Raw genomic sequence first — 14830 nt, 5'->3', positions numbered from 1 at the left:
AGCTCTTCACCCCCCACATCTCCGGGAGCGAAGCATGCGCAGAAAGATCACCGCCGCCGCCACGGGGCTCGGGCTCGCCGCGATCACGGTGCTCGGCACCGGCGGCACCGCCCAGGCCCACGGCTACAGCACCGCACCGACCAGCCGTCAGTCGTACTGCGCCCAGGGCGCGGTCAGCAACTGCGGCGAGATCCAGTGGGAGCCGCAGAGCGTGGAAGGCCCCAAGGGCTTCCCGCAGGCAGGCCCCGCCGACGGGCGCATCTGCGCGGGCGGCAACACGAGGTTCGCCCAGCTGGACGACCCGCGCGGCGGCGGCTGGCCGGCCACCCGCCTGACCTCGGGCCAGGGGTACACCTTCCGGTGGACCTTCACGGCCACCCACAGCACCAGCGAGTTCCGGTACTACATCACCCGGAACGGATACGACCCCAGGACGCCGCTGACCCGGGCCGACCTGGAGCCGCAGCCGTTCCTCACCGTCCCCCTGGGCGGCCGGCACCCGGCCGCCAACGAAGCGCACCAAGGCACCGTGCCCGCCGGAAAGTCGGGCCGGCATCTGATCCTTGCGGTGTGGGACGTGGCCGATACCGGCAACGCCTTCTACTCCTGCTCAGATGTGGATCTGTGAGGCGACGGTGACCGGATGACGACGGTCGTCCGCCGTTCCCCCTGACCGCCGCTGCCGCCGGGTGCCACGCGCTGACACCCCGGCGGCAGCGGCACCCAGCTATCGGGATCGGGAGGGCAGGCACAGGGCGTGCAGGGTCACCACGCACAGCGCGATGATCAGCACGGACCACAGCGGGAAGGCCGCCAGAAACGCGGCCTGGGCGATGGCGGCCACCATCGCCAGGACGAGGCCGGCGCCGGTGGCCCAGGACCGGTTGCGCTGGAGGGCGGCACCGGTGAGCAACTGGGCGCCGCCCAGCAGCAGCCAGATGACGCCCCAGGCGGGATAGTCGAGCGCCATCAGCCCGCCGGGTGCGACGAGAAAGTACTCGGGGCGCCCGAGCGCGGTCAGCCCGGCCAGCACATGGAAGGCTCCGGTCATGGTGATCAGCAGCCCGGCATAGCCGGGCCCGGCGGGCGGCGCGGCCGGCCCGGGCGCACCGGCGACCGGCGTGTCCTCGGCTCGTACGGTCGGCACGGTCCCCATGACGGCTCCCTTCGGCGTCCGGCTCCCCCACCCTCCATTACGAAGCCACCGGTCCCCACCCACCCGCGAGCCAAGACCATTCGGGTCAGAGCCGGGCGGCGTTCGGGCGACGTGCCCGGAGAGCACCGCAGGCCGGATCACGGTGTCGGCCCCGGACGGCAACCGCAGAACCGGGGCGCACCGCCCCTGGCCCGGCGCCCGCGCCGGCCGGCACCGGACGGGGCAACCGCGCCGCAGCGGGGCGGGCGACACCGCGCCGACGGAACCGCCGCCGATCGCCCGCGGGCCGCGCGCTTCGGGGCGGGCCCCGCACCCCGACCGCGTCCGGGCGGCGTCGGCCGTGTGCGAGGGGGTGGGGCGCGCCCGGGAGCCCGGGGGCCCGGCGCAGCGGTCCGTCCGTGGGCGGCGGGCCGGTGTGCCGGGCGGGGCGGGCGCGGGGGGAGGCCGTCACTCACTCCCCGCGCGCCCGCGGTCCTTCACCGCAGCCAGGGGTTGCGGGCCACCAGCGGCAGCCGGGCCCAGATGCCGCCGAGGCCCCAGGTCCGGCCGGCCGAGCACAGTGCGAGCAGCGCCAGGGCGACGACGTAGACGACGTGCTGGTCCACCAGCGGATTCGGCGACATGCTCGGCGTACCGTCCGACAGATGCCGGGCCGGCGGCCACTCGGCCAGCCACAGCATCAGCAGCATCAGGCCGCCGCCCAGCGCGGTGAGCCGCAGCGCGACCCCGGCCAGCAGCGCCGCGCCGATGCCGAACATGCCGGCCATGTACGCCCAGTCGACCCAGACCTGGCCGGCCCAGGACTGGTACACGGACTCCAGCGGCCCGGCGCTGACGCCGAGTAAGTAGCCGCGGGCCGGGGAGCCGCCGTTCAGCCAGGCGTTCTGGGAGGCGGTCGCGTAGCCGAGGCCGAAGGTCTTGTCCACGAAGGCCCACAGGAAGATGACGCCGGTCGCGATCCGCAGCACCGCCAGCGCGCGGCGGACCGCAAGCGGCAGCGGGAGATCGGCGGCCGGCGGTGGGGCGGAGCGCCGGGAGGCGCGGGCGGAGGGTTCCGCGGTGGTGGGTGATGGCATGTCGAGAGGCCCTTCTCGGTCATGGTCATGGCTCGGACAGCCGCCGGCCGGGGCCTCGTGGAAACGCCGGGAGAACCCGTACATTTGGGAGCGCTCCCAGACGACGGCGCATTTCTGGCACCTCATGCGGAGCGGCGCCGCGTCCGCCCCGGACGGCCGCCCGGCTGGGGGCGGTGGCCGTCCGGAGCGGGCCCGCTCCGGTCCCTGCCGTCCCTGACAGGACCGGAGCGGCGCGGCGCCCGCGACCCGCCGGGGCTCCCCCTGCGCGGGGGTCCGGAGCGGCGGCACGCCGACGGGTGCGGGAAGTCGGTGCACGGGTCCGGCAACCACCGCCCATCGGGGGCGGCTGCCGCCGTACTGCTGGTTACAGGCCCTCGCCCCGGCTTCGCCGGTTGAACGCACTGCGCCGGTTGGTCTCACGGAGCCGCGCCCACAACAGCGGGCGGCGGTCCGGGACCGGCCGGGGCGCCGGGCGTTCGCAAGGGGTACGGGTCACCGGCCCGGTGGTCATGGGACGGCCCGGCTCGGCCGGGTGCGGGGCGACGTGGGGGATGGCATGGCTGCGGCCCTTCTCCGTGGAGCGCGACGAGCTGAACCCACCGCTGAGCGGGCGCGCACCACGCGACCCGGATGGGAGCGCTCCCACTCAGCGGGGATGCCCCTCATGGTGGGAGCACGGGTGCCCGGCGTCAACACCTCGCGCATTCCTTTTCTGAACGGGAATCAGCTCGCGGGGCCCCGATGAGGCGGTGCAGGCTTCGCATTGCGCAGCCTGATGCCGCTGAACCCCAGGCTGCCGGCGGTCACGGCCGCCCAGTACGGCCACAGGTTGTCGAGAACCCGCGGCTGGATGCCTGCCGCCCGGTGCAGCTCCAGCAGATCCCCCACCGGCTCCGCCGGTCCCAGCGGCCGTACGGCGACGGTGGCCACGTGGGCGTGCGGAACGGGATCTCCGAACGGCCGGAAGGGGTGGGCCGGCAGCCGGTACGCGTACAGCACCGTGGTGCGCATCCGTTCCGGCCGGTCGTACTCGATGGCGTGCACCCGCTGACCGCCGCCCGGTCCGATGAGCCGCTCCCGGTCCCGCCGGGTGGCGCCGGGGACCGTCCAGGCCCTCGCCCACAGGCACAACCTCGCTGTCACCGCGCGATCACCACCGCCTCCACCGGGGCCCGGCCTGCAAAGAACAGCCTTCGGCAACGCCCTTCAGGAGGGCCGGGGCTGCGGAGCCTGGTCGTGCAGGCCCAGGCGGCGGTGTTCGATGTGGTAGACGGCCTCGTCCAGGAGCTGTGCCACATGGTGGTCGTGCAGGCTGTAGACGATTCTGCGGCCCTGGCGGCTGCCGCTGACCAGGCTGAGGGTGCGCAGCAGCCGCAGTTGGTGGGAGACGGCGGACTGCTCCATGCCGACCGCCTCGGCGAGTTCGGTGACCGGCAGCGGGCCCTCGCGCAGCCGGGAGAGGATCAGCAGGCGGGAGGGAGTGGCCAGCGCCTGGAGGGTCGCGGCCACGGATGCGGCGCTCTCCGCGTCCAGTTTGGCGGCCGGGGCGCCCCGGCGGTCGGCTCCATGTCCCATCCCCGTATGGTACGTGGCGGCCCCGGCCGGCCGGGAGCGCGGCCGACGGTGGGAAAGCATTTCCGAGGGATTATCGGAGGTTTTCCGCACGCCCCGGCGAATTGCGGCGGTGGCCGGGAAAAACCCGTTGATTTTGGCGGCCCCGGCCCATGAGGCTGGCCAGGTTGCCCAGTTCCGCACGTACTGACTCTGGGATGTCATGCACATTCGCGATCTTCCGCATTCCGACCCCGGTGAACCCGACGTCCGGTCGGGTTTCCGCTTTCTGCTGTGGCTGTTCCGCAAACAGGCGGGCGGTCAGGCGCAGGCCCTCGGCTGGGGCGTGTTGCACCAGGCGAGCATCGCCATGCTGCCGGTGGCACTCGGGCTGGTCGTCCAGGCGGTGGTGAACCGCTCGGGGCGCGACCTGGCGCTCACCGGCCTGCTGATGTTCGGCATCACTGTCTTCATGACGCTCGGCGACACCATGCTGCACCGCCGGGCGATCACCAACTGGATCACGGCGGCGGCCCGGGTCCAGCAGTTGCTCGCCCGGCGCGCCACACAGTTGGGCGGGATGCTCACGCAGCGGGTGGCGGCCGGTGAGATCGTCAAGGTCTCCACGGGGGACGTGGAGAAGATCGGCTGGTTCGTCGAGTCGGTCTCCCGGTTCGGGGCGGCCGTGCTGGTCACCCTCTCGGTGTGCACCGGTCTGATCATCTTCGAGCCGCAGTTGGGGTTGCTGGTGTTCGCGGGGGTGGCGGCCGTGGTGCTGTCCTTCGTTCCGCTGCTGCCGATGGCGGTGCGCCGCGCGGACGCGGAGCGCTGGAAGTCGGGGCGGGCGACCGAGCTGGCCTCGGACACTGTCGCCGGGCTGCGGGTGCTGCGCGGCATCGGCGGCGAGGAGTTGTTCCTGGACCGCTACCGGCGGGCCTCCCAGGAGGTACGGGCGGCGTCGGTACGCAGCGCCCGGATGTGGTCGCTGATCGACGCGGTGCAGGTGGTGATGCCGGGGCTGCTGCTGATCGCGGTGGTGTGGCAGGGGGCCAGGATGGCGGGCGAGGGGCGGATAACGCCGGGTGAGCTGGTGACGGTGTACGGGGCGGCCACGTTCTTGATGTTCCCGCTGCGGCTGTTCCAGGAGGCGGCGATGGCGTTCACGTTCTCGCGTCCGTCCGCGAAGCGGGCGGTGCGGGTGCTGGGGCTGCTGCGGGAGACCGGTGGGGTGGTGGCGGCGGCCGGGCAGGTCGGGCCGCCGCGTGGTGATCTCACTGATCCGGCCAGTGGTCTGGTGGCCCGGCGGGGGCTGTTGACGGCGGTGGTGTGCGGGGATCCGAACATCGCGGAGCGGCTCGCCGAGCGGCTGGGCGGCCATCCCCTGCACGGCCGGGGTGAGCCTTCGGCGCTGCTGGGCGGGGTGCCGCTGGACGGGGTGCCGCTGGCGGTGGCGCGTACCGCCGTGCTGGTGCAGGACAAGGATCCGGTGCTGTTGTCCGGCACGCTGCGGGAGTTGCTGGCGGTGCCGTCCTCGGGGCAGGTCGAGGTCGGGCGGGCGCTGGCGGCGGCGCAGTGCGAGGACGTTCTGGCGGCGTTGTCGCGGGCGGCCGAGGGGCCGGCGGGGGATCCGATGGAGGCCAGGATCACGGAGCGGGGCCGCTCGCTGTCGGGTGGGCAGCGGCAGCGGCTGGCGCTGGCCAGGTCGCTGGTGACCGATCCGGAGGTGCTGGTGCTGGATGAGCCGACCTCGGCGGTGGACTCGCACACCGAGGCGCGGATCGCGGAGGGTCTGGCGGGGTTGCGGGCCGGGCGCAGCACGGTGGTGTTCACCTCGTCGCCGCTGTTGCTGGACCGGGCGGACGAGGTGGTGTTCGTGCCGGACGGCCGGGTCGCCGCCAGCGGGGCGCACCGGGAGTTGCTGGGCTCGCACCCGGAGTATCGGGCGGTTGTCACGCGGGAGCCGCTGCCCACTCACTATGCGGAGGAGACGGCATGATCGGCGTTTCGCCACCCGACTACGATCCGGCGTCGGTCGAGCACGCCACCATTCTTCCGGTGGCGGGCCGGCACACGGTGCGGGCGTATGTGCGGGAGTTGTTGCGGCGGCACCGGGGGGCGTTCGCCCTGCTGGTGGGGGTGAACACGCTGGCGGTGCTGGCGTCCATGGTGGGCCCGTATCTGCTGGGGCGGGTGGTGCAGGACCTGTCGGCGGGTGTCGAGGAGTTGCATCTGGTACGCACGGTGGCGCTGTTCACGGTGGCGCTGGCGGTGCAGGCGTTCTTCGTACGGATGGTGCGGCTGCGCGGCGCGGTGCTGGGTGAGCGGATGCTGGCGGATCTGCGCGAGGATTTTCTGGTGCGGTCGGTGGCGTTGCCGCCGGGGGTGCTGGAGCGGGCGGGTACGGGGGATCTGCTGGCCCGGATCAACACGGATGTGGACCGGCTCGCGCAGGCGATGCGGGAGGCGGTGCCGCAGTTGGCGATCGCCGTGGTGTGGGCGGGGCTGCTGCTGGGCGGCATCGTGGTGACGGCTCCGGCGCTGGGTCTGGGGGTGCTGATCGCGCTGCCGGTGCTGGTGGCGGGGTGCTGGTGGTACTTCCGGCGGGCGCCGGGTGCCTACCGGGCGGAGGCGGCGGGGTACGCGGCGGTGGCCGCCGCGCTGGCGGAGACGGTGGACGCGGGGCGCACGATCGAGGTGCACCGTCTTGAGGCGGCGCGGGTGGAGCTGTCGGAGCTGCGGGTGGGTCAGTGGACGCGGTGGGAGCGGTACACGCTGTGGCTGCGGACGATTCTGATTCCGACGATCAACGTCTACCACGCGCTGATTCTGTCCGGTGTGCTGATGATCGGTGGCACTTTTGTGCTCAACGACTGGATGACGGTGGGTCAGCTGACCACCGGGGCGCTGCTGGCGCAGATGCTGGTGGAGCCGGTCGGGATGATCGTGCGCTGGTTCGACGAGTTGCAGGTGGCGCAGGTGTCGCTGGCGCGGCTGGTGGGGGTGCGGGAGATCGAGGACGGCGACGCGGATGCCTCGTTGTCGCCGGACGGCCGGGAGTTGACGGCTCAGGGGGTGCGGTTCGGTTATGCGGCGGGCCGTGATGTGCTGCACGGGGTGTCGTTGCGGGTGCCGCCGGGGACCCGGATGGCGCTGGTCGGTCCCTCGGGGGCGGGCAAGTCGACGCTGGGCCGGCTGCTGGCGGGGATCTACGCGCCGGGCAGCGGGGACATCACGCTGGGTGGTGCGCGGCTGGCGGGGATGCCGGCGGAGCTGGTACGGCGGCAGGTGGCGCTGGTCAACCAGGAGCACCATGTGTTCGTGGGCCCGTTGCGGGACAATCTGCTGCTGGCCAGGGAGGGTGCGACGGACGCCGAGCTGTGGGCGGCGCTGGGTGCGGTGGACGCGGACGGCTGGGTGCGGGAGCTGCCGGAGGGCCTGGACACGGAGGTGGGATCCGGTGCGGTGGCGGTGACTCCGGCGCAGGCGCAGCAGATCGCGCTGGCCCGGCTGGTGCTGGCGGATCCGCACACGCTGGTGCTGGACGAGGCGACCTCGCTGCTGGATCCGCGGGCGGCCCGGGATCTGGAGCGTTCACTGGGCCGGGTGCTGGAGGGCCGTACGGTGATCGCGATCGCGCACCGGCTGCACACCGCGCATGACGCGGACGTGATCGCGGTGGTGGAGGACGGCCGGATCAGTGAGTTGGGCAGTCATGACGAACTGGTGGCGGCCGACGGCGCGTACGCGGCGCTGTGGCGCTCCTGGCACGGGTCCCCTGCCCGGGAGGATGACGCCGAGACGGTGCGGTGACGCGGCGGGCCGGTGTCCGGCCGGCGACCGGGTCGCGGTGCGGTGCTTCCCTCAACGGGGTGGCACCGCACCGCCCGGCTGCCGGCACCGGGGGCGGTCGGCTCCGCCGGGCGGCGGCCCGAGCCGCGTTCAGGCGGCCAGGACCAGGGCGCCTATGCCGCTGGCGGCACCGACGACCATGAAGACCGGCATCAGTACCTTGTTCTCCACCCAGGCGCCGGCCTTGAAGCGCATGAAGGCGGGGGTGCCTACCGGGTACCAGCGCCGGCCCTTGATCGTGAGCGGCCACAGGACGGGGACGCCGGAGATGGTGAGGGCGTCGCCGAGGTTGTGCACCATGGCGCCGAGCACGATGGGGATGCCCAGCCACAGGTAGGGCTCGCTGAACAGCCAGGTGGAGCCGTTGCCGGGCTCGTCGAGGACGGCGGCCAGGATCCAGGCGCTGGTGGCGCCGAGCAGCCATACCAGGACGTCGCTGGACATCCGGGCCATCTTCCACAGCAGTCCCTCCACGGCGAGCACCATGTGGATGAACAGGATGATCAGCACGGCCCAGCGGCCGAAGAGGACGGCGCCGGCGGAGAAGCCGGCACCGATCAGCAGGGCCCAGGGCCAGGTGTGGGTGAGGGTGCGGTGGCCGCCGGAGCGGCGCCGCTCGCGCTTGGCGCGGGTGGCGTTGTAGACGGCCACGGACAGTTTGTCGATCAGGCCGGCCAGCCACCTGGAGGGTGGTCCGAAGGCGCGGGAGATCGTGGCGCCCTTCTGGTCGAGATCGGGTGCGAGGGCGGCGCCCGCGCAGATGAGCGTGCCGGCCAGCAGGACGGGCCAGGGCATCGGATGGTCGGCGGCGGCTGCTGCCAGGCCCACCCCCAGCCAGGCCATCGCGCCGGACAGTGAATGCGCCGGTCCCATCATTTGGGTGCGCCCCCGCCTTCTACTCGTCGTCTGTGGAGTTCTGTTGGCGGCACAGCGTAGTCCCATGTGATCTTGGGATGAGCAGCCGGTTGCGGTTTCGCCGCATGGTGCGGGCAGTATGGGACGGTGACCCTTATCGATCAGATGCCTGCCGACAGCGACCCCGATGCCCTCTTTGACGCGTTCTCGTCATGGGCGGAAGAGCGAGGGATCTCTCTGTACCCCGCTCAGGAGGAGGCGCTGATCGAAGTGGTCTCGGGAGCGAACGTCATCCTGTCCACGCCCACCGGCTCCGGCAAGTCCCTGGTGGCGGCAGGCGCGCACTTCGCCGCGCTGGCCCGGGACGAGGTGACCTTCTACACCGCGCCGATCAAGGCCCTGGTCTCGGAGAAGTTCTTCGATCTGTGCAAGATCTTCGGCACCGAGAACGTCGGGATGCTCACCGGGGACGCCTCGGTCAACGCGGACGCGCCGGTGATCTGCTGCACCGCCGAGGTGCTGGCCTCCATCGCGCTGCGGGACGGCGCGCAGGCGGACATCGGCCAGGTGGTGATGGACGAGTTCCACTTCTATGCCGAGGCGGACCGCGGCTGGGCGTGGCAGATCCCGTTGCTGGAGCTGCCGCAGGCGCAGTTCGTCCTGATGTCCGCGACGCTCGGCGACATGTCGCGGTTCGAGGAGGATCTGACCCGCCGCACCGGCCGGCCGACGACGGTGGTGCGCTCCGCCACCCGTCCGGTCCCGCTGAGCTATGAGTACCGGACGACCTCGCTCACCGACACCCTCACCGAGTTGCTGGAGACGCATCAGTCCCCGGTCTACATCGTCCACTTCACGCAGGCGCAGGCGGTGGAGCGGGCCCAGGCGCTGATGAGCATCAACATGTGCACCCGGGCGGAGAAGGACCAGATCGCCGCGCTGATCGGGAACTTCCGGTTCACCACCTCCTTCGGCCGTAATCTCTCCCGGTTCGTGCGGCACGGGATCGGGGTGCACCACGCGGGGATGCTGCCCAAATACCGGCGGCTGGTGGAGAAGCTGGCCCAGGCCGGCCTGCTGAAGGTCATCTGCGGCACCGACACCCTGGGGGTGGGGGTGAATGTGCCGATCCGCACGGTGCTGTTCACCGCGCTGACCAAGTACGACGGCAACCGGGTGCGGGTGCTGCGGGCCCGGGAGTTCCATCAGATCGCGGGCCGGGCGGGGCGGGCCGGCTTCGACACCGCCGGCTTTGTGGTGGCACAGGCCCCCGAGCACGTGGTGGAGAACGAGAAGGCGCTGGCCAAGGCGGGAGAGGACCCGAAGAAGCGGCGCAAGGTGGTCCGCAAGAAGGCCCCCGACGGCTTTGTGAACTGGAGCCAGAGCACCTTCGAGAAGCTCATCGCCGCCGAGCCGGAGCCGCTGACCTCGCGGTTCCGGGTCACCCACGCGATGCTGCTGTCGGTGATCGCCCGCCCCGGCAACGCCTTCGAGGCGATGCGGCGGCTGCTGGAGGACAATCACGAGCCGCGCCGGGCCCAGTTGCGGCACATCCGGCGGGCGATCGCCATCTACCGTTCGCTGCTGGACGGCGGCGTGGTGGAACGGCTGCCCGAGCCGGACGCGCAGGGCCGCACCGTACGGCTGACGGTCGACCTCCAGGCGGACTTCGCGCTCAATCAGCCGTTGTCCACCTTCGCGCTGGCGGCCTTCGAGGTGCTCGATCCGGAGTCCCCCTCCTATGCGCTGGACATGGTGTCGGTGGTGGAGTCGACGCTGGATGATCCCCGGCAGATCCTGGCCGCCCAGCAGAACAAGGCACGCGGCGAGGCGGTCGCCACCATGAAGGCGGACGGGGTGGAGTACGAGGAGCGCATGGAGCGGCTGATGGACATCAGCTACCCCAAGCCTTTGGAGGAGTTGCTCTTCCACGCCTACGGCCTCTACCGCAGGAGCCACCCGTGGGTCGGGGACCACCCGCTGTCCCCCAAGTCGGTGGTGCGGGACATGTACGAGCGGGCGATGACCTTCTCGGAGTTCGTCTCCCACTACGAGCTGGCCCGTACCGAGGGCATCGTGCTGCGCTATCTGGCCGGGGCCTACAAGGCGCTGGAGCACACCGTCCCCGACGATCTGAAGTCGGAGGACTTCCAGGACATCACGGCCTGGCTGGGCGAGCTGGTGCGCCAGGTCGACTCCAGTCTGCTGGACGAGTGGGAGCAGTTGGCCAATCCGGCCGAGGAGGACGCGGAGGAGGCCCAGGAGCGGGCCGACCAGGTCAAGCCGGTCACCGCGAACGCCAGGGCGTTCCGGGTACTGGTGCGCAACGCGCTGTTCCGCCGGGTGGAGCTGGCGGCCTGGGACCGTACCGCCGAGCTGGGCGAGCTGGACGGCGAGGCAGGCTGGGACGCGGAGCGGTGGGCGCGGGCGATGGACGCCTACTGGGAGGAGTACGACGAGTTGGGCACCGGGCCCGACGCGCGGGGGCCGAAGCTGCTGAGCATCGAGGAGCGGCCCGAGGACGGCTTGTGGCGGGTGCGGCAGACCTTCGCGGACCCGGCGGGTGACCACGACTGGGGCATCACGGCGGAGGTGGATCTGACGGCCTCGGATGCCGAGGGCCGCGCCGTCCTGCAGGTGGTGGACGTCGGTCAGCTCTGACCGCCCGGGGCCGGTGGGGCGGGTCATGCCGGGCACGGCGCCGGGGCCGTTCCGGGCGCGGGGCGGGCGGCCCTGGCGTCGGCGAGGTGGAGCAGGAGCAGTGACCGGTACCAGCGGACCTCTTCCGGGTCGGTCGCGAGCAGCACCCCCGCGACGAGCCCGGTGCGAGTGCCGCCCGGATCGCCGCTGAGCAGCGGCGGGCGCAGCCGGCCGAGACGGGCGCGCTCGTCGGCGTCGGGGACCGCCTCGCGCAGGGTGGGCGGCTCCAGGACGGCTGCCTGGACCGCTGCTTTCTCCCAGGGGCCGGTGGCCTGCCGGCCCAGCAGGGCGGTGCGACGGGCGCGCCATTTCCTGGGCCGCCAGTCCTCCCCCGCCGCGAGGGCTTTCCGCAGCCCCTCGGGGACGGGACCGCGCAGCAGGTCCGGGCGGTGCCCGGCGAGGTCGCGCAGCTCGCCGGCGGCATACCGCCACACGATGGCGTGGTAGCGGTTGATGTGGAAGCCGACCGGGCCGAAGCAGCCGCCCCGGGCCAGCCGGGCGAAGCGGGCGGTGCTGATGCCGAGCAGGTCGGCGCCGGCCGTGGCGTTGACCAGATGGACGCGATCGCGCAGCCCGGACCGGGTGCGGCGGTCACCGCGCAGCCGGTCGAGCGCGGCCTTGGGCACCCTGCGGCGCCAGGGCGCGCCCTCGCAGGCCACGGTGGGAAGCTCCTCCAGGTCGAGGGCTGCCTCGAACTCGTGGCGCCTCATGCCCAGTTCCCGGACGGCGGCGCGGGTGGCGCAGGTCCAGTCACCGATGGGCACATCGCCGGGCTGCGGCTGTGTGTCGTCCTCGTCCCCGAGAAGGGGCGGGGCGCCGTGGGCGTCCACGGTGGGCCGGCCGGGGCACGGGCCCGCCCGCAAAGGCGCGGCGCCGCAGCCGCCGGTGGCCGGCGTCCTGGCACCGGCCGGCACCGCAGCGGCCGGTGTGCCCGGCCCGGGGGCGCAGGCCGGCGGATTCGGTGTGTTCCCGGGTCGGGTCGCCCCGGGTGCGGCCGGTGCGCGGGAAAGCACGGGGCGGGCTTCCGCCGCCGTGCCGCCGGGGATGTCCGTGATGGTGGTGCGTTGCGGGCCGGTGGTCCGGCAGCGCACGGGCGGAACCGTACCGGCCGCACCGGTGGCCTCGGTGGTACGGATCGGGCCGGCGGCCGGTGGGCGGGGCCCGGGCGCGTGGGCGGGCGGGTCCGGTGTGGTCCGGGCGCAGGTTGCGGTGGGCGGGTGGGGCCTCGGGGGCTCGGGCCGGGCAGCTTCGGCTGTGCCCGGGGGGTGGCGGGTCGGGTTCGGCGGGGTGCCCCCGGGGGCATCGGGATGGGCACCTTCGGGTGACTTGGGCGCCTCGCCGGTCGTGGGGGTTGTGGTCGGCAGGCCCGGTGCTTGTGCTTCCGGGCTTCCGGGCCGCTGGGGACCGGTTCGGATGCTGTCCGGCCCGGTGCCGGTGGTGCCGGCCGGGGTCGGTTCGAAGTGCTGGTGGGGGGAGTGGGGGGACATGGTGGCCTCTTCTCGCCGCTTCTGACTACTCTCTGTAATCAGAGTAGGGCGCGCGACCACTCGCCGCAACAAAACGTGGCGATATCACTCCATAGAGTGACTACGGGGTCTCGCGGGCCGGCAGTCCCATGTGTTCGCCCACCTTGTTCACCAGCAGGGTCATCTCGTAACCGACCTGCCCGATGTCCGCGTCCGAGCCGGCCAGCACGCACAGACAGCTGCCGTCACCCGCCGCCGTCACCAGCAGCACGCCGTCGTCGAACTCGATCATCGTCTGCCGGACCCCGCCACTGCGGAAGTGTTCTCCCACCCCCTTGGCGAGGGAGTGCAACCCGGAGGCCACCGCCGCCAGATGTTCGGCGCTGTTGCGCTTCAGCCCTCTGCTCACCGACGTCACCAGACCGTCGCTGGACAGCAGCAGGACATGCCGCACGCGCGGCAGGCGCTTCACCAGATCGTCCAGCATCCAGTCGAGTGTGGTGCTCAGTGCCATCCCCAGCTCCCCCTTCTCGTAAGGCGACTGCTGTGTCAGCCTTCCCCAGTAAGAGGCCGTCGGCAACCACCTGTTTTCACCGCTATCCGGAAGGGACCGTACCGTTTCCCCTCCGGGGCCGCACGCGCGGGTGCCATCGGGAACACGCCATGAGGGATCTCACACCTCACCGGTCGGAGGCGCCCGGTGGGCGCCCCCGGTTCAGCGGCCCAGCTCCTTGCGCCCCACCCGGCGCACCCGGCGCCGCTGGGAGGGGTCGAGCAGCAGATACGCACCCGCCGGAACCCCGAAGATCACCAGCGCCGCGATCCAGAAGCTGGTCAGCCACCACACCACAAGTCCCGCGGCGATCCCCGCGATCGCGACCTTCGCACCTGTCGACATCGTCCGATTCCTCTCCGCCGCGAGGGGCGGCCGGTGCCGCCCCTCAGTTGAACGCACTCCCAGTGTCCCCCGTTCCGCCCGGAACATGACCGGCCCGCAGCGGCGCACCCACCGCGTGCATGTGGCTCAGCGCCTGCCGGTAGGAGTCGAGCAGCCCGGTCTCGGTGTACTTCACGCCCGCCTCCCGGCAGTAGTGCCGCACCAGCGGACGGGCCAGCCGCAGATGCGGGCGCGGCATGCTCGGGAAGAGATGGTGCTCTATCTGGTAGTTGAGCCCGCCCATCAGCCAGTCGGTGACCAGCCCGCCCCGTACGTTGCGCGAGGTGAGCACCTGCCGGCGCAGATGCCCCCAGCGGTCCTGCGGCCCCGGGATCTCCATGCCCTTGTGGTTGGGGGCGAAGACCGACCCCAGGTGCAGCCCGAACAGCGCGTGGTGGATCAGGCCGAACACCACCGCCTTTCCCGGCGACAGCACGGTGCCCAGCAGCAGCACGTACCCGGCCAGGTGGGCCGCCAGCAGCAGCCCCTCCAGCAGCCGGGGCCGCAGCCCCTGCCGCTCCCAGCCCCGCGCCGACAGCACCATCAGCAGACTGGAGACCTTCAGCGCGATGCCTTCCAGCAGCAGCAGCGGGAAGAAAAGCCGCGCCTGGTTGCGGGTGAGCCAGCGGCCGAACCCCTGCCGCTTCTCCGCCTGGTGGGCGGTCCACACCATCACCCCGACCCCCACGTCCGGGTCCTTGTCGAGGTGGTTGGGGTTGGCGTGGTGTCGGTTGTGCTTGTCGTTCCACCAGGCCGAGCTCATCCCCAGCAGCAGATTCCCGTGGATCAGCCCGAGCAGCCGGTTGGCCCGCCGTCCGGCGATCTGGGAGTGCCCGGCGTCGTGCCCGAAGAACGCGGTGCGGGTGGAGAACAGCGCCAGCGGTACGGCCAGCAGCAGTGTCCACCAGGTGTCGCCCAGCCGCACCATCGCGCCGATCACGAGGGCCAGCGCGAGCGCGTTGACGGCGATGGAGACCGCGTACCAGCCGCGGCGCCGCTCCAGCAGGCCCTGGCCCCTGATCTGCCGCAGCAGCGGGGCGAACTCGTCCCCGTGGGGTGCGGGCGGCACAGCCTCGATGTCGGGCACGGGCACGGCGGGGGCCGGCGCTTCTGGCATGGCGGCAACTCCGGTACGGGGTCGGCGGATCGGTTGTGATGAACCTATGAACCGCCGGCTGCCGGCCGCCATGGCAGCAACCCCCGGATCATGGTGTACCCAGCCCCACCCCCGTTGTGCGGT

13 protein-coding genes are annotated in these 14830 nt (G+C 72.4%); 4 read left to right on the top strand and 9 right to left on the bottom strand.

The window, feature by feature from the left end; all coding sequences use genetic code 11:
• Positions 1–34: 34 nt before the first annotated feature.
• Entirely contained in the window at positions 35–628 is a 594-nt protein-coding gene (locus AC5WRL_RS03535; RefSeq protein WP_496086747.1) for a lytic polysaccharide monooxygenase auxiliary activity family 9 protein, read from the top strand.
• Positions 629–727: 99 nt separating this feature from the next.
• On the opposite strand, the gene AC5WRL_RS03530 is transcribed toward AC5WRL_RS03535, so the two are convergent.
• From AC5WRL_RS03530 to AC5WRL_RS03515, 4 genes are all read right to left on the bottom strand, one after another.
• Positions 728–1156, bottom strand: coding sequence for a DUF7144 family membrane protein (locus tag AC5WRL_RS03530; RefSeq protein WP_496086746.1), 429 nt, complete (start codon positions 1154–1156; stop codon positions 728–730).
• A gap of 476 nt (positions 1157–1632) precedes the next feature.
• A complete protein-coding gene (locus AC5WRL_RS03525) occupies positions 1633–2232 on the bottom strand; it encodes a hypothetical protein (protein ID WP_496086745.1) in 600 nt (199 codons plus the stop codon).
• A 723-nt stretch (positions 2233–2955) separates the two neighbouring features.
• The gene (locus AC5WRL_RS03520; RefSeq protein WP_496086744.1) at positions 2956–3375 is read right to left on the bottom strand and encodes a DUF6886 family protein; all 420 of its coding nucleotides are present in this window, start codon (positions 3373–3375) and stop codon (positions 2956–2958) included.
• 63 nt (positions 3376–3438) lie between these two features.
• Positions 3439–3807, bottom strand: coding sequence for an ArsR/SmtB family transcription factor (locus AC5WRL_RS03515; RefSeq protein WP_496086743.1), 369 nt, complete (start codon positions 3805–3807; stop codon positions 3439–3441).
• A 199-nt stretch (positions 3808–4006) separates the two neighbouring features.
• Between AC5WRL_RS03515 and AC5WRL_RS03510 the strand changes: the two genes are divergently transcribed.
• Together AC5WRL_RS03510 and AC5WRL_RS03505 are read left to right on the top strand one after the other, a co-directional pair.
• The gene (locus AC5WRL_RS03510; protein WP_496086742.1) at positions 4007–5779 is read left to right on the top strand and encodes an ABC transporter transmembrane domain-containing protein; all 1773 of its coding nucleotides are present in this window, start codon (positions 4007–4009) and stop codon (positions 5777–5779) included.
• Positions 5776–7593: an ABC transporter ATP-binding protein gene (locus tag AC5WRL_RS03505; RefSeq protein WP_496086741.1), complete on the top strand. Its 1818-nt coding sequence runs from the start codon at positions 5776–5778 to the stop codon at positions 7591–7593. The genes AC5WRL_RS03510 and AC5WRL_RS03505 overlap by 4 nt, the downstream gene beginning before the upstream one ends.
• A gap of 129 nt (positions 7594–7722) precedes the next feature.
• On the opposite strand, the gene AC5WRL_RS03500 is transcribed toward AC5WRL_RS03505, so the two are convergent.
• The gene (locus tag AC5WRL_RS03500; RefSeq protein WP_496086740.1) at positions 7723–8508 is read right to left on the bottom strand and encodes a metal-dependent hydrolase; all 786 of its coding nucleotides are present in this window, start codon (positions 8506–8508) and stop codon (positions 7723–7725) included.
• Positions 8509–8634: 126 nt separating this feature from the next.
• On the opposite strand from AC5WRL_RS03500, the gene AC5WRL_RS03495 reads away from it, so the two are divergent.
• Positions 8635–11148 (top strand): DEAD/DEAH box helicase, encoded by a 2514-nt coding sequence (locus AC5WRL_RS03495; protein WP_496086739.1) that lies wholly within the window; start codon positions 8635–8637, stop codon positions 11146–11148.
• Between the two features lie 23 nt (positions 11149–11171).
• Here the strand turns inward: AC5WRL_RS03495 and AC5WRL_RS03490 are convergent, their stop codons facing one another.
• From AC5WRL_RS03490 to AC5WRL_RS03475, 4 genes are all read right to left on the bottom strand, one after another.
• The gene (locus AC5WRL_RS03490) at positions 11172–12278 is read right to left on the bottom strand and encodes a DUF6397 family protein (protein WP_496086738.1); all 1107 of its coding nucleotides are present in this window, start codon (positions 12276–12278) and stop codon (positions 11172–11174) included.
• A gap of 496 nt (positions 12279–12774) precedes the next feature.
• Positions 12775–13167 carry a roadblock/LC7 domain-containing protein gene (locus AC5WRL_RS03485; RefSeq protein ID WP_030738511.1) on the bottom strand — a complete coding sequence of 131 codons (393 nt, stop codon included), beginning with the start codon at positions 13165–13167 and terminating at the stop codon, positions 12775–12777.
• Positions 13168–13368: 201 nt separating this feature from the next.
• Entirely contained in the window at positions 13369–13551 is a 183-nt protein-coding gene (locus tag AC5WRL_RS03480) for a tail-anchor membrane protein (RefSeq protein WP_496086737.1), read from the bottom strand.
• A 43-nt stretch (positions 13552–13594) separates the two neighbouring features.
• A complete protein-coding gene (locus AC5WRL_RS03475; protein ID WP_496086736.1) occupies positions 13595–14707 on the bottom strand; it encodes a fatty acid desaturase family protein in 1113 nt (370 codons plus the stop codon).
• Positions 14708–14830: the final 123 nt, after the last annotated feature.

Source organism: Streptomyces sp. NTD107, from assembly GCF_059510435.1.
The sequence above is the reverse complement of the archived record's forward strand: the minus strand, read 5'-3'. Positions and strand labels throughout refer to the sequence as shown.

Bases quoted from the DNA above. Each gene is read 5' to 3' on its own strand.
- AC5WRL_RS03535 (WP_496086747.1), top strand. From the start codon at position 35: ATGCGCAGAAAGATCACCGCCGCCGCCACGGGGCTCGGGCTCGCCGCG.
- AC5WRL_RS03530 (WP_496086746.1), bottom strand. From the start codon at position 1,156: ATGGGGACCGTGCCGACCGTACGAGCCGAGGACACGCCGGTCGCCGGT.
- AC5WRL_RS03510 (WP_496086742.1), top strand. From the start codon at position 4,007: ATGCACATTCGCGATCTTCCGCATTCCGACCCCGGTGAACCCGACGTC.
- AC5WRL_RS03525 (WP_496086745.1), bottom strand. From the start codon at position 2,232: ATGCCATCACCCACCACCGCGGAACCCTCCGCCCGCGCCTCCCGGCGC.
- AC5WRL_RS03500 (WP_496086740.1), bottom strand. From the start codon at position 8,508: ATGATGGGACCGGCGCATTCACTGTCCGGCGCGATGGCCTGGCTGGGG.
- AC5WRL_RS03505 (WP_496086741.1), top strand. From the start codon at position 5,776: ATGATCGGCGTTTCGCCACCCGACTACGATCCGGCGTCGGTCGAGCAC.
- AC5WRL_RS03475 (WP_496086736.1), bottom strand. From the start codon at position 14,707: ATGCCAGAAGCGCCGGCCCCCGCCGTGCCCGTGCCCGACATCGAGGCT.
- AC5WRL_RS03480 (WP_496086737.1), bottom strand. From the start codon at position 13,551: ATGTCGACAGGTGCGAAGGTCGCGATCGCGGGGATCGCCGCGGGACTT.
- AC5WRL_RS03485 (WP_030738511.1), bottom strand. From the start codon at position 13,167: ATGGCACTGAGCACCACACTCGACTGGATGCTGGACGATCTGGTGAAG.
- AC5WRL_RS03515 (WP_496086743.1), bottom strand. From the start codon at position 3,807: ATGGGACATGGAGCCGACCGCCGGGGCGCCCCGGCCGCCAAACTGGAC.